Annotated in this window: 15 protein-coding genes and 1 pseudogene; 11 read left to right on the forward strand and 5 right to left on the reverse strand. The window is 46.8% G+C overall.

Going from position 1 to position 21,715, the window contains the following annotated elements; all coding sequences use genetic code 11:
- Window positions 1–300: 300 nt before the first annotated feature.
- Together FEF09_RS25025 and FEF09_RS25030 are read right to left on the reverse strand one after the other, a co-directional pair.
- The gene (locus tag FEF09_RS25025) at window positions 301–1,254 is read right to left on the reverse strand and encodes a helix-turn-helix domain-containing protein (protein ID WP_261387754.1); all 954 of its coding nucleotides are present in this window, start codon (window positions 1,252–1,254) and stop codon (window positions 301–303) included.
- A 34-nt stretch (window positions 1,255–1,288) separates the two neighbouring features.
- Window positions 1,289–2,110: an SDR family oxidoreductase gene (locus FEF09_RS25030; RefSeq protein ID WP_146307653.1), complete on the reverse strand. Its 822-nt coding sequence runs from the start codon at window positions 2,108–2,110 to the stop codon at window positions 1,289–1,291.
- Window positions 2,111–2,465: 355 nt separating this feature from the next.
- Between FEF09_RS25030 and FEF09_RS25035 the strand changes: the two genes are divergently transcribed.
- Window positions 2,466–3,335: a DMT family transporter gene (locus FEF09_RS25035; protein ID WP_146307654.1), complete on the forward strand. Its 870-nt coding sequence runs from the start codon at window positions 2,466–2,468 to the stop codon at window positions 3,333–3,335.
- Between the two features lie 43 nt (window positions 3,336–3,378).
- Here FEF09_RS25035 and FEF09_RS25040 read toward each other — a convergent pair whose 3' ends face one another.
- The 3 genes from FEF09_RS25040 to FEF09_RS25050 are packed head-to-tail and all read right to left on the reverse strand — an operon-like array spanning window position 3,379 to window position 4,579.
- Window positions 3,379–3,774, reverse strand: coding sequence for a DoxX family protein (locus tag FEF09_RS25040; RefSeq protein ID WP_146307655.1), 396 nt, complete (start codon window positions 3,772–3,774; stop codon window positions 3,379–3,381).
- The gene (locus tag FEF09_RS25045; protein ID WP_146307656.1) at window positions 3,767–4,249 is read right to left on the reverse strand and encodes an SRPBCC domain-containing protein; all 483 of its coding nucleotides are present in this window, start codon (window positions 4,247–4,249) and stop codon (window positions 3,767–3,769) included. Before FEF09_RS25045 ends, FEF09_RS25040 begins: the two co-directional genes overlap by 8 nt.
- Window positions 4,250–4,255: 6 nt before the next feature.
- Window positions 4,256–4,579, reverse strand: a complete 324-nt coding sequence (locus FEF09_RS25050; protein WP_012792431.1) for an ArsR/SmtB family transcription factor — start codon at window positions 4,577–4,579, stop codon at window positions 4,256–4,258.
- Between the two features lie 169 nt (window positions 4,580–4,748).
- Here FEF09_RS25050 and FEF09_RS25055 point away from each other — a divergent pair, with 169 nt between their 5' ends.
- From FEF09_RS25055 to FEF09_RS33685, 10 genes and pseudogenes are all read left to right on the forward strand, one after another.
- Window positions 4,749–6,416 (forward strand): RICIN domain-containing protein, encoded by a 1,668-nt coding sequence (locus FEF09_RS25055; RefSeq protein ID WP_146307657.1) that lies wholly within the window; start codon window positions 4,749–4,751, stop codon window positions 6,414–6,416.
- Between the two features lie 119 nt (window positions 6,417–6,535).
- Window positions 6,536–8,803, forward strand: a complete 2,268-nt coding sequence (locus tag FEF09_RS25060; RefSeq protein ID WP_146307658.1) for a GH92 family glycosyl hydrolase — start codon at window positions 6,536–6,538, stop codon at window positions 8,801–8,803.
- Window positions 8,804–8,886: 83 nt separating this feature from the next.
- A complete protein-coding gene (locus tag FEF09_RS25065) occupies window positions 8,887–9,504 on the forward strand; it encodes an RNA polymerase sigma-70 factor (protein WP_146307659.1) in 618 nt (205 codons plus the stop codon).
- A 47-nt stretch (window positions 9,505–9,551) separates the two neighbouring features.
- Window positions 9,552–10,538 carry a FecR domain-containing protein gene (locus tag FEF09_RS25070; protein WP_146307660.1) on the forward strand — a complete coding sequence of 329 codons (987 nt, stop codon included), beginning with the start codon at window positions 9,552–9,554 and terminating at the stop codon, window positions 10,536–10,538.
- Window positions 10,539–10,606: 68 nt separating this feature from the next.
- The gene (locus FEF09_RS25075; RefSeq protein ID WP_261387755.1) at window positions 10,607–13,909 is read left to right on the forward strand and encodes a SusC/RagA family TonB-linked outer membrane protein; all 3,303 of its coding nucleotides are present in this window, start codon (window positions 10,607–10,609) and stop codon (window positions 13,907–13,909) included.
- Window positions 13,910–13,925: 16 nt separating this feature from the next.
- Window positions 13,926–15,413 (forward strand): RagB/SusD family nutrient uptake outer membrane protein, encoded by a 1,488-nt coding sequence (locus FEF09_RS25080; RefSeq protein ID WP_146307662.1) that lies wholly within the window; start codon window positions 13,926–13,928, stop codon window positions 15,411–15,413.
- An 8-nt stretch (window positions 15,414–15,421) separates the two neighbouring features.
- Window positions 15,422–17,914 carry a glycoside hydrolase family 38 C-terminal domain-containing protein gene (locus FEF09_RS25085; protein ID WP_146307663.1) on the forward strand — a complete coding sequence of 831 codons (2,493 nt, stop codon included), beginning with the start codon at window positions 15,422–15,424 and terminating at the stop codon, window positions 17,912–17,914.
- Window positions 17,915–17,924: 10 nt separating this feature from the next.
- Window positions 17,925–19,295: an SGNH/GDSL hydrolase family protein gene (locus FEF09_RS25090; RefSeq protein ID WP_146307664.1), complete on the forward strand. Its 1,371-nt coding sequence runs from the start codon at window positions 17,925–17,927 to the stop codon at window positions 19,293–19,295.
- Between the two features lie 4 nt (window positions 19,296–19,299).
- On the forward strand, window positions 19,300–20,217 hold the full coding sequence (locus tag FEF09_RS33680; protein ID WP_261387756.1) for a hypothetical protein: 918 nt from the start codon (window positions 19,300–19,302) through the stop codon (window positions 20,215–20,217).
- 34 nt (window positions 20,218–20,251) lie between these two features.
- A pseudogene (locus tag FEF09_RS33685) lies at window positions 20,252–21,609 on the forward strand (glycoside hydrolase family 92 protein).
- The last annotated feature ends 106 nt before the right edge of the window (window positions 21,610–21,715 follow it).

The raw sequence follows: 21,715 nt of genomic DNA on the forward strand, positions 1-21,715 counted from the left end.
AGCACCTGCTCTTCTCCCAGTAATCCGATCAGGTCTTTTTTGAGCCACTGTGGTGTTCCTGCTGCGATGGCATCAGGCGCCCTGTCATGCGTTGGCTCATGTGGTAATGGTTCAATCTTCGCCGGATCCGGAGAGAGTAGTTTTTTCATATTTCATTCAGATTTGGTCATTGCATTCGTCTGTATCAGCTAATGTACTGTTTGTTTGGTATTTTTTCCAAAAAGGTTGATGACGATGCTGATCCGGGTAGGCTGCCGGATGGTCTGACTATAGTCTGACTATACTTATTCTACGTTAATGCTACGTTAAAAACGTAGCATTAACGTAGAATAAAGAAACAATAACTATATCAGGAGTTTGTTCTGTATTCCCGGGGGGAAAGACCTGTACTTGTTTTGAAAAGTTTGGTAAAATGGAGGGGTAGACAAAGCCCAGTTCGTATGCGATTTCACTGATTTGTTTTTCAGTGCCGAGTAGCAGGGACTTTGCTTTATCGACCAATTGCAGGTGAATGTGTTCCTGCGTCGTTTTACCGGTGTATTTGGTCAGGAGGTCAGCTAAGTAGCTGGTGGAGATATTTAGCTGTCCGGCGAGGTATTTTACCTCCGGCAGACCGTGTTCTGTCAGATTATCCTGCGAGAAATAATCTCTTAATAAGCGTTCGAAGCGCTGTACGATATCATTACTTTCTTTTCTGCGGGTGTAAAATTGTCTGTCATAAAAACGTTCGCAGTAGCTCAGCAGCAGTTCAATATTCTTGATGATCAATCCTTCTGTATGCTTATCGATATGCTGACCGTATTCACGCTTTATTTTGGCGATACAGTCCTGCAGGATGCTTTTTTCTTCGTCAGAGATATGCAGGGCTTCGTTGAGGTCGTACAAAAAGAAGGTGTACTGGTGTATGGTACGTCCCAGTTCGGTACCATGGATCAGGTCCGGGTGAAAGAATAGCGCCCATCCCTCTTCAACAGGTACATCAGGCCCGGATCGCAGTACCTGATCCGGGGAGGTAAACATCAGGGAACCTTCGCTAAAATCGTATGTCTGACGACCGTAATTAAACCAACCTTTGAACTGTTTGCAGGAGATGGTATAAAACGACATCCGGAAGGCCACATCTTCATCGAACATACGATGTTTGATGGCAGACAAATCAATGATCGAGATAAGCGGATGCTGCGGTTTGCCGCAATCATAGATTTCGTGCAGTCTGCTGATACTGTTTATCTGGATAATGTTGTCTGCCATCATATAAAGGTACAATAATAATCAGGTTAGGAATTGTCTACAGATCGTGTCCGAAGAAGACTTTATCAAAGTGTTGTCTGAAGGCTTCTGACCCCATGCTCAGTCTTGTTTCGTACAACTGTTTGCCATCTTCGCCGGCTACATATCTGAGCTGGTCTTTTCCGTCGGTGGCGGCTTCAAAAACTGTTTCAGCAATGATTTCGGGCGGCGTGAGATTTTCAGGCAGCATGAGATTGCCCATTACTTTTTCGACCTTATCCATGACAGGCTGATAAGCGGCTATTGTTTTCGTTCCATAAGCCATAGAGCGACCTACATAATCTGTTCTTACGCCACCGGGCAGGATGTTCTTGATACCGATGTTGAATTTGGAAAGTTCGAAGTACATACTTTCGCTGAAACCTTCCAGTCCCCATTTGGCAGCGTGATACATGGCACTGAAAGGGAAGGCCGTCATACCGCCCATGGAGGAAGTCGCGATAAAGATACCGCCGCCCTGCTGTCTGAAGTAAGGAATAAATGCCTGTGTGATTCTGATAACAGCAATCAGGTTGGTATTAATAAGACCGGTGATCTGTTCGTCACTGTATGTTTCCAAAGGGCCGTACAGACCGTGTCCGGCGTTGTTGAAAACAACGTCAATTTTAGCGCGCTGAATGGCTTCATTGACACAGGTCTGAATTTGTGTAAGATCAGTGACGTCCAATGGCAGGAGGGACACGTTTTCAAGTTGAGTGAGCTCTGTTTCTTTTTCAGGAGAACGCATGGTTGCGATCACCCGCCATCCTTTGCTTTGGAAAAATTTAGCTGTTGCTTTACCTATGCCGGAGGAGGCGCCTGTTATGAATATTGTTTTCATTGTTTGCATGATTTGATAATGCAAAGATGGGGTAGGGGGAGCGGTGAAAATTATACAGATTCGGGTAATATTTATATATTCGCGGATGAAAGGGACAGGCGGTATGCTGGAGCTACAGTTTATAGGACGATGGACTTTTAGTAAGAAAAACTCAATATGTTTTATTAAATTGGAGGCACATTAACATTAAATATGAACAAAAAAGGCTGCCTTTCACCTCCTTAATTTTAATATTCTTCAACTTTTGGATGAAGTAACGCGCCGGCTATCTACCGGACAGTGCGTCGTACTTCAAAGTTTCATTTGTTTTAAATATTAAAATATCCCGTCCTGAGGACGGGCAGGTAAGTCTTTTATGAAAAAGTCATTTTTAGTGTTACACCTCGCGGTAATACTCGCTGGTTTTACGGGTGTCTTTGGTAAACTCATCTCTCTCAACGAAGGATTGTTAGTATGGTACAGGGTATTTTTCTCCTTTGCAATCCTGTTTTTCATTCTCAGATTATTCAGGATTAAAACCAATCTTCCTTTAAAAGAGCAATTCGATGTCTCAAAGATCGGAATGTTCATTGCTATACACTGGGTGTTCTTTTATGCCAGTATCAAGTATTCCAACATTTCGATAGGAGTGGTTTGTTATTCTCTGACAGGATTCTTTACGGCAGTTTTCGAGCCGCTGATCAACAAGAAACAATTCGTGCTTTCGTCGCTTATATTGAGCGGCCTGACACTAGTGGGGATCAGTCTGATTTTTCATTTTGATACTTCTTATCAGCTGGGGATCGGTCTGGGTGTGATATCATCTTCTTTTGCTGCGTTGTATACTATTTACAATGAGCGTCTGGTAAGGCAATATGATAGTAAACAGATCAATTATTATCAGATGATGGGAGCGACTATCGGCCTCGGATTACTGATGCCGGTATATCTGCATTTCTTTCCGGTGGAGAGTCTGATTCCTGATCTGAAGGATACGCTGTATCTGCTGTTACTGGCCTCTTTCTGTACGGTAGGTTTATATATTTTATTTGCAGAATCATTGAAAAAGCTCTCGGCTTTTACGGTGAATCTGAGTTTTAATCTCGAGCCTATTTACGCGATTATACTGGCATTTCTGTTTTTCAATGAGGGGAAAGAGCTGAATGTCTCTTTTTATGTAGGACTGTGCTTTGTAATGGCTTCTGTCGTGTTGCAGACCTATATCTCCATGCGGGATCACAAATAAGGTAGTAAAAGACGACTCCTGCGCATTGCAGGAGTCGTTATATTCAGAATGCCGCTTGTAATGTTCTGACAGGTACTCTTCTTTCTGCTGGTCTGAAGTACCACGATACGATCGTTAGTGTAAGCAATAATACAGAGGGCAATATTTGTGTAACAGGATCCCCCAATGTGATATGTGAAACGATGGCACCTGACATTGCAAAGAAGAATCCTGCATATGCCCATTCCTTCAATAAAGGCAGGCGTGGTACCAGAACGGCCACTACACCCAATAATTTCCAGATACCGAGTATCGTCATCAGATAGGTTGGATAACCGAGGTGCGTAAAGGCATCTGTTTCTGCTTTTACTTTAATTATTTGTACGATACCGGTGGATACCATGCCCAAAGAAAGCCAGAGTGTGGCTACCCAATAGATGATTTTATTACGCTTACTCATGATGTGAAGTTTTTAATTTGTTCAGGATCTCTTGTAATTTATTGTGCGCCATATTGATACCCTGACGGAAAGGTAACTGCATCAGCTGGTCTCTCACTGCCACAGACTTGTATACGACATGCATGGTAAGTCTGCTGGTATCATCGGACAGCTTTTCAAATTCAAGGAATTCGAGTTGTGCGCCGAAGGACATATTATCCATTTCAAAAGTGCGTGTGATCTTCTCATTAGGAACGAATTCATGATACACGCCATTCGCCGTAAACACTACGTTTCCTTTAGGATCTGATGTTTGAAACTCCCAGCAGCCATACTTCTGGTTTTCCAGCTTCAGTACTTTTGTATTCATCCATTGTTCTATGATTTCCGGTTCTACATACGCGGTAAAGAGCAGTTCTACAGGCAGGTCAAAATCCCTTGTTATGATGACTTCCTGTTTACCGTCTTCCGCATGGACTTTGGTTTTCGGTTCCATAGTATACTATTTTTTAGGTTTGTAGTTTTTCATAATCGCTTCTAATTTATTAAACCTGTCGTCCCATAACTGGCGGAACGGTTCGATGAAATCTGCAATCTCTTTTATCTTCTTAGGGTTCAGGTGATAATAGATCTCTCTGCCGCTTTGTTCCTGCTCTAATAATTCGCATTCAATCAATATCTGCAGATGTTTCGAAACGGTAGGTCTTGCCGTGTCGAAGTTGGCAGCTATTGCGCCTGCTGTCAGGGACTGCGAAGCCACTAATAACAGTATTGCCCGTCTGGTAGGGTCTGCTATAGCCTGAAATACATCACGTCTTAGATTCATTATGTAGCTATTTGACTACAAATATATGTGTAGTTATTTGGCTACGCAAATTTATTTTTCAGGACCGGGTAAGGGGAGTGGCGGACATCCTTTCTACAGGTGTCTAATAATGTGGAGAGCGCCTATACACTTGTTATCAACCTCATACTTAACCTTTAAAATCCACATTATGAAAAAGAGTCCGGCGATGCTGGTAATGAGTCTGCTGACATTCATGGCCTGCAAACAAAGTTTGCTGACGCCTGTTGAAAAACCACAGAATGCCGATAATACAGTAGGTATTACACAGGCAATTACAGCTGATTACCTTACTGTAAGCATAAGAAATGTCAAGAGCAGCAAATTCCTCGAAGTGGCAGGAAATCCTGTGCAAAACGCTAAATTTAAAGACAACGCCCTGTTGCAACAATGGGAGACTTCCCTGTCAGGTACAGAAACAAACAGGTGGCAGAAATGGCATCTGATTTATCAGACAACAGTTAATGGTACGAGATATTATCATATCCGTAATCTTCACAGTGGTAAACTGATAGATGTGCCATCCGGTACCGGCACATCTGGTACGGTGTTGCAGCAGTATGCGGCTTTCCCGCTATTGGCTGATCAGCAGTTATGGAGTCTTACAGATATTGGCAGCGGACAATACCGCATCGTCAATAAAGGCAATAGCCTGTCCTTGTCAGTAGCTGGTGGCGCTACCGGAAACGGTGCGCAGGTCATTCAGGAGACTACTGTGAGCGATAACAAACAGTACTGGACAATTACTGAAATTACACCGGATACCTATCGTGATGATCAGGTGGTACGTTATTTTAATCGTAACAGTGCCAGTCTGGGATCCGCGGCCTTTGATCAGGGGAATACGATTCCGCTGACATGGGGTTCCAATAATGGAAAGGTACTCTGGGTAACACAGGATGCGTGGGACGGATCGCAGGTACAATCAAACGGTATGTTTAACTGCGGACATTTCTTCAGTTACAATAACTCTATATTTATACAACCGTCCAAAACAGACTGGAACCCCAACAATTCGCCCAACATGACCATTCCTAACAGTACTTCCGGTAAACCCAAACAGATCTGTAATATACAGTCGGGTACTACCTGGAGCTGGCCCGGTCCCGGTGTGGAGATCGGAGATAAAGTTTATATGCAGTGCGGTGAAGGAAATGGTCTGAATGCAACGAATCAGTCGTTGTACAGACTGACACAAAGTGCAGGTACACAATGGACGGCGGAACGTCTTATGCCAAACGGGTTTAATAACTATACAGCGATCAGCTATTCAACGGGTCTGGTAAAACCCGGGGATGGATATGTGTATGCTTTTGGCAGCGAGGCAACAAGTTTCGGTTATGGCAGTTATATACATGTTGCCAGATTCCCTGAAAGCAGTCCCCTGCAATGGCAATACTGGAGTGGATCTGCATGGACTTCCAGTCCGGTGGCAGGATCTGCTTCGAAAATTGCAGACGCCAGAGGTAGTAACAGCGTAGCTTATCTGAATGGAAAATATATCCTGATGACATTGGATCAGGGATTCAACTGTGATCCTGACAGAAGCGTATACATTGCTACTTCCACCTCTCCGACGGGGCCGTTTACCGCACAGATCAAGGTGTATACGATTCTGGAATATTTTAAAGAACAATACACCCGTTATTATACGCCGGTTATTCATCCGGAGTTTAACAATGGCCGGAATGAGTTGCTGCTGACCTATAGTGTCAACTTCTCTGCCTGCGGACTGGATGGCTGTGAAGGCGCATGGCTGGACCCGTATTATTACAGACTGAAGGGAATCAGAGTACCTTATTCGAAGATTGGTTTGTAACCGATTACAGGGGCTGAAGCAAAATAGGGCGCTCTCCTGATTCTCACTGGCGGTAACCGCCATCTGAGGTGTCTTATACAGACAGGTGTCTCAACGACGATAAAACACTATTACATTTTATGCTTAGGGAAATTATTACAACGTTGTTGTGTGGAGCCGGAATGATGGCGTCTGCACAACAAAAGGATCTGGTCAGTTATGCGAATACGTTACAGGGTACGAATTCTGAATATGCCCTTAGTCATGGGAATACTTATCCGACGACAGGCCTGCCTTTCGGGATGCATGCATGGTCAGCGCAGACCGGCAATAACGGAGATGGCTGGAAGTATCAGTATAAGGCTACAACAATCCGTGGTTTTCAGCAGGTACATCAATGTAGTCCATGGGTAGGAGATTATGCGGTATTCAGTCTGATGCCGGTTGCCGGTGAACTGAAGGTGAATGAAGAACAACGGGCGGCGGCGTTCAGTCATAAAGATGAAACGGCCAGACCGGATTATTATAAAGTAATTTTTGCAAACAAGACAAGTGCTGAGATAACGCCGACGGAGAGAGGGGCACATCTGCGTTTCTCTTTTCCGGCTAAGACCCCGGCTTATGTTGTGTTGGATGGTTATAATGCGCTGAGTGGTGTACAGATCCATCCTGCAGAAAGAAAGATCACAGGGTATGTTACGAACGGACGCTTTATTCCGCAGAACTTCCGCAACTATTTTGTCATCGTTTTCGATCAGCCATTTGAAGCTGTGGGTACATGGGAGAATGTGAAGGGGCAGCTTTTCGCTGATTCGCTTTCCGGAGAGGGTAAGGGAATGGGGGCATTTATACGCTTTCGTAATGGTGCAAAGGTACAGGCCAGAGTGGCTTCTTCTTATATCAGTGCTGAACAGGCGGAGCTGACCTGGCAACGCGAACTGGGTGGATTTAAAAGTCTGGAACAGACAAGAGCTGCTGCCAATAAAAGCTGGACTACGCTTTTCAACCGGGTGCTGGTTGAAGGTGGTCAGGAGGAAGATAAAGCCACCTTCTATTCCTGCTTGTTCCGTGCCAATCTGTTTTCTCATCAGTTCTTCGAATATGATGCGCAAGGCGCTCCGCATTATTTCAGTCCGTATGATGGCAAGGTACACAGTGGTTATATGTATACGGACAATGGTTTCTGGGATACCTTCCGGGCTCAGTTTCCGCTGAATACTATTTTGCATCCGACGATGGAAGGTCGTTATATGCAGGCGTTACTGGATGCGCAGCAGCAATGTGGCTGGTTTCCGGCCTGGTCTTTTCCCGGAGAGACCGGAGGTATGTTGGGCAATCATGCTATTTCGTTGCTGACGGATGCGTGGGTAAAAGGTATCCGGACGTTTGATCCGAAGAAGGCGCTGGATGCTTATTTCCATGAGGCGATGAATAAAGGTCCATGGGGTGGTGCTAACGGTCGTGCGGGCTGGAAGGAGTATTATCAGTTGGGGTATGTGAGTTTTCCGGAGTCACATGGCAGTACTTCTCAGACGCTGGAGTATGCGTATGATGATTTCTGTGCTTACCAGCTGGCTAAACTGACGGGGAATCAATTCTATCAGTATGTATTCGGGCGTAGTCTGTATAACTACAAAAACCAGTATGACAGTACCACTGGTTTTATGCGGGGACGTAAACTGGATGGTAGCTGGGTGGAAGATTTTGATCCTGTAAAATGGGGTGGTCCATATACGGAGGGGAATGCGTGGCACTGGCAATGGTCGGTTTTTCATGATGTACAGGGCCTGATTGATCTGATGGGAGGGGAAGCCCGTTTTATTGCTAAGCTGGACTCTGTTTTTAGTTCTCCGAATAAAGTAGACGTTGGCTATTATGGTCAGATGATCCATGAGATGACGGAAATGGTCAACGCTGATATGGGACAATACGCGCATGGTAATCAGCCCGTACAGCATATGATCTATCTGTACAATTATGCCGGTCAGCCGTGGAAGGCGCAATTGCACGCGAGAGACGTGATGAAACGATTGTATAATGCCGGTCCGGACGGTTATCCCGGTGATGAGGATCAGGGGCAGATGTCTTCATGGTATGTGATGAGTGCCCTTGGTTTTTACAGCGTATGTCCGGGTACGGATGAATATGTAATCGGGAGTCCGGTGTTTCCAAAGGCGACACTCACATTGGAAAACGGGAAAAAGTTTATTGTAGAGGCGCGTAATAATAGTCCGGAGAATGTCTATATACAATCTGCCACACTCAACGGCCGTCCCTATCCCCATAACTGGATCCGGCATACGGATATTACCAATGGCGGGGTATTGGTGCTGGAAATGGGTAAAGCGCCGGCGAAGGGCCGTGGACTGGAGGCGGAGGATAAACCTTATTCCATCAGCAGACCTTGAAAATCTCCGCATCGCTAATTTCCGGAGAGATTTAGAAACTTGTGCTAAAACGATTATATTAGCCGGTAGTTTGAACTCAGGCGATGCGACAAGATTTTTCCACGTTTACCGATGAAGCCGTATTCCTCCTGGTGAAGAAGGGGGACGACAAAGCATTCGAAGAAATTTTCAGACGTTTCTGGCAGGAGTTGCTGGATGCGGCATATCGCCGCGTAAAAGTACAGGAAACTGCTATGGAAATGGTTCAAAGTCTGCTTGTGAACCTGTATCTGAAAAGAGAAACGATTGAGTTACGGACCTCTCTCCGCAATTATCTGCATATCTCATTAAAAAATAAAGTACTGAACGCGGTGCGGGCTGAAGTGGTGCGTAATACCTATCAGCAGCATATGCTGGCAGACAATGGCCTGTATCAGGCGGATGCCGCCACGAATCTGCAGCTGAAGGAATTACAGGAGCAGATAGATGCATCCTGTGCGGGAATGCCGGAAAAGTGCCGGGAGGTGTTTTTTCTGAGCAGGAAGGAACATTTGTCGTATCAGCACATTGCACAAAGGCTCGGTATATCGGTCAATACTGTGGAGAAACACATGGTAAAAGCCTTGAAAATACTGCGTTCACGCCTGAAAGAATATAACTTTACACTGTTCTGGCTGGTGCTGTTGGTACTGCTGGGATGGGAAATTTTCAGCAAATTTTAAATACAGTGGCGGTAGGACGCTTTTCAGGTGTCTAATGTTTAGAAACTATGGACATAAGCAACACCAGGTTAAAAGAATTATTGGATAAATATCTCGAAGGTACGGCCTCCGCGGAGGAGATCAGTGAGGTAGATGCGTGGTATGCCTCTTTCGGGACGCATAAGGGTTTTACGGAGCAGCTAAGTGCAGATCAGCGCGTGGCATTAGAGCAACTGCTTTTTTCCCGGATCCACCGGGAGATCAGTCAGGCAGAGGCGCCGTTGCGGGTAGTCAGATCCCGTGCCCGTTACTGGTGGGCAGCTGCCAGTATCGCGGTATTGCTTGCAGCAGGAGGAGTGTATTATGCTATTAACCGTAGTACGGCATCGGTAAGTGCTGGTATGATGATTACGGAAACGGCTGAAAAAGGCAGTATCAGGAAGATCACATTACCAGACAGCAGTATCATCTGGTTGAATGCGGATAGTAAAATACGTTATGCAAAACAGTACGGCCGGGAGATATGGCTGGAAGGGGAAGGTTATTTTGAAATCGCCCCAAGGCAGGAAGAAGGTTTTCTGGTACATACCGGTCAGCTGGATGTACAGGTGCTGGGGACCAGTTTTAATGTTGACGCCTATGCTCCTGCAGACTCGGTTACTGTTACCGTGAGCAGCGGTAAAGTGGCTGTCAGGACGGAAAAGAATACAGACGTTGCTGTTGGTGCCGATCAACAGGCGGTATATCAGGCAACGGCTGGCAAAATAAACAGATACGATATCAGTGCGGCTGATTTTGGCGTCTGGAGGGAGGGATTGCTGGTATTTAAGAATGCCAGTTTTGAAAGTATAGCCCGTACGCTGGAACGCCGTTATAAGGCGCATATCAGCTTCGACGGACAAAAGACAGCTTCAGCCCTGCTTTCTGCCAGATTCGGCAAGGATGAGCCTCTAAAGGACATTCTACGCATGTTATGCGATATATATGGTTTCAACTACCGGCAGGAACCAGGTTGTGAGGAATACCTGGTGTATGATGCGCAGCCACATCATTGACCGGATCCAACTGTTCGGATGAAGTGATAATGGGAAGTTATGAAAAGAGAATTGCGGAGTGCCTGCATATGCGCGCCATTAAAATGGCCTGCCTGTTATTCCTATGCACTTTGGTGATGGTTGTGAAAGTCGCGGCACAGACAGGCTCCGAAAGAGATCTGAAACGTACGATGGTTGACATACAGGTCGTCAATCAGTCCTTCGATAAAGTATTTGAACAGATCGAAGCCACTACCGCATTCCGGTTTGTATTCAATCCGTCGGAAATCGCCCGTAGTGGTAAGGTTAGTATCAGCAAAAAAAATATTTCAGTTGAGCAGGTGCTCAGACTACTGCCTCCGCCTTTACAATATGAGCTGAGGGGTAGTAACATATTGATCCTTGAGGAAAGGAAGCCTGTGAACGGTCCCGCTCCACGGCTGTTACACACAGGTCGTGTATCGGATGCAGAAGGACATGTGCTGCCCGGTGTCAGTATCATCGTAAAGGGTACAGGGCGCAGGGTAATTTCGGATGAAGAGGGCGCATTCCGTATAGACGCTGGTCCGGGTGATACTTTACGTTTCTCCCTGCTGGGTTTTCAGGATCAGGCGGTGGCCGTTTCACTGGTCGCCCCGCAGGATGTGATGTTACAGGCCGGTTCATCTGCGCTGCGGGAAGTGGTAGTGATCGGTTATGGTTCTGCCAATAAAGAGAACCTGACCACGGCCATCGGTACCGTAAAAGGAGAGCAGCTGAATGAAAGGGCTACAACTTTAAACGTCATGCAGGGACTGGCCGGTAAAGTGGCGGGTGTCAGTGTGATGATCAACTCGGGCAAACCGGGTGGCAATCCTATTGTAAAGATCAGGGGGACCGGTTCTATCAATGCCTATAACGGTCCGCTGTATGTGGTCGATGGTATTGTTGGCGCTGATCCGATGAACATAGATCCGAATATTGTGGAGTCGGTAGATGTGCTGAAAGATGCTGCGGCTTCTGCTATCTATGGCGCCAGAGGTTCTAATGGGGTGATTGCCATTACGACGAAGAAAGGCGGTAAAAATACACCGGCGATCTCTTTTCGTAATACCCTCAGTTTTGCCACATTGGCGCGGGAAATAGATCTGATGGATGCTAACGAAGCGCTGGAGATGTTTAAACGGGAGTATGCATATCAGCCGGGACGTATTGCACCGCATCTTGATCCGGACAGGCAGTTCTCGCGGAAGGAAGACCTGTTTAATCCGGATGGTACGCCAAAGTATAATACTGACTGGCAGAAAGAAGCCAGCCGTCTGGCGGTATCGCATGAACATGCACTGTCGTTTTCATTGGGTAAAGAAGATATTTCTGCGCTGGCAGGACTTTCCTATAATGATCAGCAGGGAATTCTGATCAACAGTTATTCCCGTCAGGTGAATGGTTTCATCAATCTCGGATGGAATGTAAAGAAGTGGCTGCATGTTCAGACCGTGCTCAATAGTGGTGCATTCAAACAGAATAACGTTGACATCAATACATTCGGCCTTAATGCCGTGCGCCAGATCTATGAGTTTCTGCCTTTTTTCCCGGTGAGATATCCGGATGGCAGTTATTCCCGGAAGGCAGATTATCCGGGTGCAGAGAGTTCTGAAAATCCGGTGAGGCTGATGAATGAGGTACAGTCGGTGGCAGGACGTACTTATACAATGGGCAATCTGCTGGCTACTTTTTATCTGAGTCCGAAACTGCAGTTTACCGCAGGTGTCAGCGGACAAACAGGCGCCAGCTATAATTTATATTTCTCCGGCAGAGATATTATCGGTTATTCCGATGTACAGCAAGGGGTGGCGACAAGGGGGCATGGTCAGACAGGCTCCTGGACTTCAGAAGATTATTTCACCTGGAAGGACAGCTTCGGGAAACATCATCTGACAGGCGTAGCCGGGGCCAGCTGGTATTACTTTGCCAGTATGAATACGCAGGCGGGCAGTGAAGGATTCTTTGATGATTTCTTCTCGTATAATAGTCTGCAGACAGGTCTTGTACCACAGCGGCCAACGTCGGGATCAAGCCGGAATGCGATGAATTCATTTTACATGCGCTTCAACTACGACTATGATAATCGCTACCTGCTTGGGATATCCCTGCGGGCGGATGGATCCTCCCGTTTTGGTGCGAATAACCGCTATGGCTATTTCCCCAGCTTTTCAGCTGCGTGGCGTTTATCGTCGGAGCCATTTCTGCGGGACGTCAGTAGTATTAACAGTCTGAAGTTGCGTGTCAGCTATGGTATCGTGGGCAATTCTGATATCGGTGATTATGTGACGCAGAGCAGGATTAATAGTGGTCAGACGCCTTTTGGCGGACAGGTAGAGCCATCTGCTACGCTTGGGGGGCTGGGCAACCGTGATCTCAAATGGGAAAGGGCGCATCAGCTGAATCTTGGTGTGGATGCTATTTTGGTGGACCGGAGAGTGCAGTTCACCGCAGACATCTATAACAGGATCACCAAAGACCTGCTATACTTTAAGTTGCTGCCATCTACCTCCGGATATGAGGGTGTATTTGATAATATAGGCTCTATCCGTAACAGAGGACTTGAATTATCATTGACGACAGAGAATATCCGCAGAAAAAATTTCTCATGGAATACGTCGCTGATCTATTCTATGAACAGATCACTTGTGCTTAACCTGAACGGAGATATCATGTATCCGTGGGCAGGACGTATTATGGAGGGCAGACCGCTGAATGAGTTTTATGGCTATCAGAGATTGGGTACCTGGAGTACAAATGAAGCGGCGGAAGCGGCGGTGTATGGCAAGAAACCGGGAGATCTCAAATATGCAGATCTGAATCATAATAAAGTGAAAGACGCCGGAGACCGAACCGTGCTGGGAAATGGAATGCCTGATTTCGAAGGTAGCATTGTCAATACGGTCAACTATCGGAATTTCTCGCTGGCGGTTGATCTGCAGGTGATTTATGGTCATAGTCTGGCAAACCTGACCCGGCTGATCATGGAGAATGCGGCGCCGGTCACCAATAGTTACAGCAGTTTGCTGGATGCATGGACACCGGATCATCAGGATGCAATGAATGCCGCCTTACGTTTGCCCGGTGATGGATTTGACAGTGAGATCGACAGTTATAATATTGAGAAAGGGTCGTTCCTGCGGGTGCGTAATATCACCCTTGGTTACCGGCTGCCATCGGTATGGCTGAAACGTTGTCATCTGCGCTCGGCGGTACTGGGCGTGAGTGCAGAGAATTATTTTCTCTTCACAAAATATAAGGGCTATGATCCGGAGGCGTCTTCTTTTGACGGCGACTTTAATCAGGGTGTAGATCTGTACCAGTATCCGAAGGCAAAGACCATGGCGGTCACATTAAATGTTACATTTTGATTAAAGGAATTGAGATATGAAACGTATGTGCTTCCTGCTGCCGTTGCTGACGGTCTTAACGTCCTGTGTCAATTTCCTTGACGAGCAGCCATCCGGTTCGCTGGGGCTTGATGATTATTATAAAACGGCTGAACAGATCAAAGCGGCGGTCAACGGCACTTATGAGGGTCTTTCGCTTCCCTATGCTGAGAATATTGGCGTAGCTGTTAGTCCGGTGTATTCTCTGGAGTATATCACCGGCTACAGCCGACGCCCAAGACCTTCGGGTTTTGAAGATGATCAGTTCCTGCGGCTGGACAGACTGGATGCTGCGAATTCAAGGCTGCAGGCATGGTGGAATGCCACGTATTATCCGGTAGAGAACTGTAACAGTGTGATAGAAAATGTGAGTGTCAGTACCCTGATAGATGATGCTACGAAACAACGTTATCTGGGGCAGGCGTATTTTATGCGTGCGTGGTATTATTTTCAGGGTGTACAGCTCTTCGGGGATATACCACTGAAACTGACAACGACCAAAGATCCGAATGATGTGAAGATCCGTCGTTCACCGAAAGAGGCGATATATGATCAGATTGTGAAGGACCTGATAAAAGCAGAGAATAGTGGTCTGCCATGGACTGATCAGAGTGGGCATGTCAGTCTGGGTACGGTGAAATCATTGCTGGCGAAAGTATACCTGACAATGGCCGGTTATCCGATGCAACGGGGGATCACATATTACAGCAAGGCATATGATAAAGCACTGGAAGTGATCAACAGCAGACAGTTTACTTTATTTGAGTCCTATAAAGACCTGCGTGATCCGGCGAAGATGAATACGGGAGAAAACATCTTTATGTTACAACGTCATCCCACGATGGCAGAAAGTAATATTCATGGTGCGTATCTGCCTTATCCAACCGAACCGATTTCCATACAGCCCGCTTATGGCGGAGCGATGGCGCCTACGCAGGCCTTCTATAATTCCTATGCGGCTGATGATGGCCGTAAGCAGGAGCAGGCGTTCTATTATACCCGGTATCCGCGGTATGATCATCCAACGGAGATCATCACATTTTCAGAGCCTTATATTTTTAAGTTCTGGGATGCAGATGCTGAAAAAACGGGTCGTTCGGGCGCTAACTTTCCGTTGATACGTTATGCTGATGTATTGCTGCTATGTGCGGAGGCGAAGAGTCAGCTGGATGGAGGCAGTACGAGAGATGGAGCCGCGATTGCCGCTTATTATGCCGTGCGTCAGAGAGCTTTTCCGACAGCTGTCCGGCCAACTATATTGACAACAGATGATATTCTGAAAGAGAGATACTGGGAGCTTTGTTTTGAATTTCAGACATGGTATGATATGCTACGCACACGTAAAGCGTTTGATGTAGCCAACGGTACCATGACCAACCTGTCAGGTTACAAAGCACCTAATCACCTACGGGCCTTTGAACTGAAAGACCTTACGTTTCCGCTGCCTTTGGCGGAAGTTCAGAAAAACCCGGATTTAGCACTTTAAACGACAAGATGAAACATACTATTCTTTGCCTCGCGGTGTTATGCACCGTTGGGGCAGGGCGGTCTTTTGCCCAGCAACACTATTTTATCGATGGTTATCATGGCGGAAAGTATGGACACTATCCGGCCGGATACACCCAATACATTGTTGAACAGTTAGCGGCCCATCCTGACTGGAAGATCAATCTGGAAATAGAGCCTGAAACATGGGACGTGGCGAAGGTAGAAGAGCCGGCAGCATATGCTGCGCTGAAGCGCCTGTTTGCTGATCAGTCAGATGCGGGCAGGATAGAGTACGTTAATCCGGGGTATGGACAGAGCTATTTGTATACCAGCTCCGGTGAGAGTATGATCCGGCAGTTCAGTTATGGGATACAGCATATCAGGCAGCATTTTCCGGAGGCTGTTTTTAGTACCTATTCCAGTGAAGAGCCTTGTTTTACCAGTGCGTTACCACAGGTGTTGTTATCCTTTGGATTCAGATATGCATCGCTTAAAAATCCTAATACCTGCTGGGGCGGTTACACACGTGCCTTTGGCGGCGAGGTGGTGCAGTGGCAGGGACCTGATGGGAGCAAACTACCGGCGGTGTCGAGGTATAGTACAGAAGCTTTGTTACCTCATTCAACGTGGCAGACGACTGCCTGGAATAATAGCAGTGAGTATATACAGTCTGCACTTGCAGCCGGTATCCGGCAGCCGGTGGGAATGTGTTTGCAGGATGCCGGCTGGCGTAATGGTCCGTGGTTGAAGCAACACGCAAAATATGAGACCTGGCGTAATTATATCGGGCATGTAGCAGATACACAACATGCTGCTTTATGGAAATTTAGTCAGGAAGATGTGCAGGTGAGCCTTGTATGGGGCGCACAGGTATTGCAACGTATTGCGCAACAGGTCAGACAGGCAGAGAATAAACTGGCTGCTGCGGAAAAGTATGCAGCTATCAGTTCGCTTGTGCAGCATCGTTCATGGCCGCAGACAGCATTAGACAGTGCGTGGAAGTCCTTATTACTCTCCCAGCATCATGATTGCTGGATTGTGCCTTATAATGGCCATAAGGGGGATACCTGGATAGACAAGGTGCAACATTGGACAGATAATACCTTGCGCGTGAGTGACAGTATCCTCCTGCAAAAGGAATCAACAGGCAGCTCGCTGCGTGTGCTTAACACGACCGCTTCTTCAAGAGAAGAGTGGGTAGTGGTACCGGGGTATAAAGGTCGTATGCCGGTAGTAACAGGTAATAATGGTAAAGAGGTAAAGGCATATGTGCAGAGGGATCGTTCGCTGATATTTAAAGCGAGGGTAGCGCCGATGGGATATAATGTCTATCATATCAGCGAAGGCGCAAAGAGGGCAAGTGCTGCGACGCGTAACAGGCAATTATCCGATGGACGTTATCAGATAGAAACAGATTTTTACAAGATGACGATTGACCCTGCCAGAGGCGGTGTTATTACGAGTCTGATCGCAAAGCAACTCAACAACCGGGAGATGGTGGATCGCAAACATCTGCGTGGGTTTAATGAACTGAGAGGCTATTTCTACCAGCAATCGGCGTGGCGTTCCAGCACAGATACGGCGGCATTGGTACGTCTGCAGGAAGATAATCCGGCGCGGACGGTGATTGAAATCAAAGGTCTTATTGGCGGACATCCATTTACGCAGCTCATCACTTTGGCCAATGCCACACGCAGGATAGATATGCAGCTGAAAATTGACTGGCAGGGAGAGCCGGGTATAGGTGCAGCTCCGGCGGAGCACTATCGGGTGGAGGATTATCACAAGGCATTTTATAATGATAGTTTCAAGTTGCAGGTGCTGCTGCCACTACAGCTGGCGCAGCAAAAGCTGAGCAAGGACGCACCTTATGATGTGACAGAGAGCCGGCTGACAAATACTTTTTTCAGTAGTTGGGATAGTATTAAGAATAATGTATTGTTACACTGGGCAGATGTGACTGATGGTAAATCTGGTCTGGCTTTGCTGGTAGATCATACCACCAGTTATGTACATGGTGAAAACTATCCACTGGGCTTTACAGTACAATTCACAGGTACTGCATTATGGGGCCGCAATTATACTGTAACGGCACCGACTGACATCCATTATGCCATTGTACCACATAGTGGTGCATGGGATGCAGGTGGCGTGAGTAATGAAGCCGCCAGCTGGTGTGAGCCGCTGACACTATTGCCAGCAGACAATGACAAGGCGTTTTCCCTGCTTGCTGTCGCAGACCAGCGTTGGCAGATACCAGCGTTGCTGATGGATGGAAATGACCTGCTTATAAGGGTCTACAATGCCGCTGGTGATAACAGAGAACAAGCGCTGACTATCTCCGGTACCGCCTCAAAGGCTATGCTGGAACAACTGAACGGGCAGTCGCTGGATATGCTTCCGATGCAACAGCAGTCAGGTAAGACAATCATCCGTTTAGCGATACCTCGTTTTGGTATCCGTACGATCCGTTTAAAAGATATAAATATTCAACATTAATCCGCTCCATATGAAGAAAGTACTCTATTCCGTTTCACTTTGTCTGGCATCATTATCTGTTGCTGCGCAGGTGAAACCCTTCCAACAGCATGACCGCGTGATCTTTGTAGGAAACAGTATCACAGAAGCCGGCGCTTATGTATCTTATGTTTATCTCTACTACATGACGCATTTTCCTGACAGAAAGCTGGTCATCATGAATGGCGGTATTGGTGGTGATAAAGCATCTGATATGTACAGGCGGCTGGACTATGATATTCTCGCCAAGAAGCCGAACACGCTGGTGTTGACATTTGGTATGAACGATACCGGTTACTTTGAGTTTAACAGTGATGATGCAGATAAGACTGCACGTGAACGTATTGATGCATCCCGCCGGAGTTATGAGCAGATAGAAGCGCGGTTGCTGCAGCTGCCTGATCTGCAGAAGATCCTGATGTCTTCTCCGCCTTATGATGAAACGGCGAAGATCAAGGGGAATTATTTTAAAGGCAAGTCTAAGGCGATGCAGGAAGTGGTGGCTTTTCAGGAAGCTGCCGCACAAAAGAATAAATGGCCATTTGTGGATCTTTTCCGTCCGATGACGGCCTTAAATGCGCGTCTTCAGGAGAAAGATTCTACATTTACGATGATCGGTCCCGACAGGATCCATCCGGGTAATGCAGGGCACCTTGTTATGGCCTCCCTGTTCCTGAAAAGTCAGGGTCTGAGTGGGAAGCCGGTAGCAGATGTACGTATTGACGGAGGTAAACTGAAGCAGGCGCAAAACTGTAAGGTAAGCGGTCTGAATGCAACTAGAGAGAAAATCAGTTTCGATTATCTGGCGGCATCCTTACCGTTTCCGATCGACACGGTATCACGTATATGGGGCAATGATCAGAAGCAATCTGACGCTTTGAACTGGATTCCTTTTATGGAGGACTTTAACCGTGAGATGTTATCTGTTGCAGGATTACCCGCCGGAGAATACAAGTTGCTGATAGATGGTCAGCCGATCGGAAAATGGTCTGCGGCTGCATTTGCCAAAGGTATCAATCTGGCTACGCAGCAGGAGACGCCACAGTACAAACAGGCACTTTCTGTAATGCAGCTGAATATGCGTCGTATGGAGACAGAATCACGTCTGCGTCGTTACTACTGGATACAGGGTAATTTCTTTGACAAGAAGAATATGCGGATGCAGGATGATGCTGCGGCACTGGACAGTGTACGCAAACAGGCACAAAAGGATGGCATGTTACGTTACCACGAAGAAAATTATGAAACGGCGATGTACAAGGAATTGCGTACACACTGGCAGGAAGAGATCGATCTGATCATTAACCTGGTATATCGTTTGAACAAACCTGTCAGCCATAAAATTGAGATCGTTAAAATTTAATATAGTGAAGAAGCATCGTAAGCTATTAACAGGCGCCATCATCATGGCGCCTTTCATCAGTCTGGCACAACAACCTGCTGACTATGTCAATCCGTTTATTGGCGCAAGCACCAGCACGGGGGCAGCAGGTATTTATCACGGACTTGGTAAAACCTTTCCGGGCGCCGCGACACCTTTTGGTATGGTACAGCTGAGTCCCAATACGATCACCGGTGGAGATAACGGCTCAGGGTACAGCTATGAGCATACAACTATCGAGGGCTTTGCTTTTACACAGATGAGTGGCATCGGCTGGTATGGCGATCTGGGGAATTTTCTGGTAATGCCTTCAACGGGGCCATTGCAGACAGTTGCCGGTAAACCGGAACATCCGGAAGAAGGCTATCGCTCTGCTTATTCGAAAGAAGAAGAAAAAGCCAGCGCCGGTTATTATGCCGTAAAACTCACAGAACATAATATCAAAGCGGAAATGACAGCAGCGCCACACAGTGGCATCCTGCGCTTTACTTTTCCGGCTAATCAGCAATCGCGTATACAGATCGATCTGGCCCGCAGGGTCGGTGGTACGTCTGTCTGGCAGGAAGTAAAAGTGATTGACGACCATACTATTGCAGGTTATATGCGCTGTACACCAGATGGTGGTGGTTGGGGTAATGGTGACGGAAAGGCGAATTACACCGTATACTTCTATGCACAGTTTAGTAAACCGTTGACGAAGTCTGGTGTATGGAGTGCGGATATTCCGGATGACTGGACGCGCAAACGGGAGGATATTGAGAGTGACCGTTATCAGCAACAGATCGCGAAGGCGGCTATATTGCCGGGTGTAAAAGGAAAAGCAGGTAAGCACCTCGGTTTTTATACGGAATTTGCCACTACTGCCAATGAAAAAGTACTCATGAAAGCGGTATCTCTTTGTTAGTATTGATGGTGCGAAAGCGAACCTGCAGACTGAAATAAAAGGCTGGGACTTTGATGGCGTACAGCAACACACAAAAGGATTATGGAATCAGGCGTTGGGTAAAATAGCCATCAAAGGTGGTACTGAAGAAGAAAGGAAAGTATTCTACAGCGCTTTGTATCATACGATGATTGATCCGCGTCAGTGTGCAGATGTTGACGGTAAATACATGGGTGGCGATGGGAAAGTACATACCGATAAAAACTTCCGCAGACGTACTATTTTCAGTGGCTGGGATGTGTTCCGCAGTCAGATGCCTTTGCAGACAATCATCAATCCTGCTATTGTGAATGATGAGATCAATTCACTGGTGACACTCGCATCCGAAAGTGGCAACGGGTATCTTGAACGCTGGGAGATATTGAATGCCTACAGCGGTTGTATGATCGGTAATCCTGCTGTATCTGTCATCACCGATGCCTATGCAAAAGGTATCCGCAACTTCGATGTACAGAAAGCGTATGGCTTTGCAAAGAATACAATTGAGAAATTTGGTAATGGTAGTAAGGGTTATTCTACCGGCGGACTAAGCGTATCATTGACGCTGGAGTATGCCTATACCGAATGGTGTCTGGGCCGTCTGGCCGGTTTGCTGCATAAAAAGGAAGATGCGCAGACATATACGGCCCGTGGTGCAAACTACCGTAATGTGTTTGATAGTTCCAAAGCCTGGTTCCGTCCACGTAATGACGATGGCAGCTGGCAGGAATGGCCGGAAGAGGGCCGTATGCGTCAGGGATATGGTACTATTGAAAGCAGCCCTTATCAGCAGGGATGGTTTGTTCCACAGGATGTACCCGGTATGATCGCCTTGATGGGCGGAAGGGAAAAGGTACTTGCTGACCTGAATACTTTCTTTGATAAGGCGCCTGCAAACATGATGTGGAATGATTATTACAATCATGCGAATGAGCCGGTACATCATGTGCCTTTCCTGTTCAATTACCTTGGTACACCATGGTTGACGCAGCAATGGACACGTGATATTTGTGCACGTGCTTATCATAATTCAGTGGAAGGATTGGTCGGTAATGAAGACGTCGGACAAATGTCTGCGTGGTACGTACTCGCAGCAAGTGGTTTGCATCCGTATGCCCGGGAAGCACCCGATATGAGATCACCAGTCCGGTATTTGATGCTATTACTTTACAGCTTGATCCTACATATACCAAAGGAAAGCAGTTTAACATTATTGCACGTAATAACAGTGCGAAAAACCGCTATATTCAAAAGGCATGGTTAAATGGCAAGCCTTATCAGCATGCGCATATCGATCATGCGGACATCGCCGGCGGAGGTACTCTGCTGCTGGAGATGGGTGCGGAACCTAATAAACAATGGGGTATTGAATAAATCCAGTTAATCGGATGGCGGTACCGGTGTTGTAACGTGTCATTACAACAAGGGAGAGCAGCAAGCTGCTTTTAAGCACCGGTACTGCCATGTCGTTACGCAACGA

It is taken from the genome of Chitinophaga pinensis (assembly GCF_007896845.1).
Taxonomy (GTDB): Bacteria; Bacteroidota; Bacteroidia; order Chitinophagales; family Chitinophagaceae; genus Chitinophaga; species Chitinophaga pinensis_C.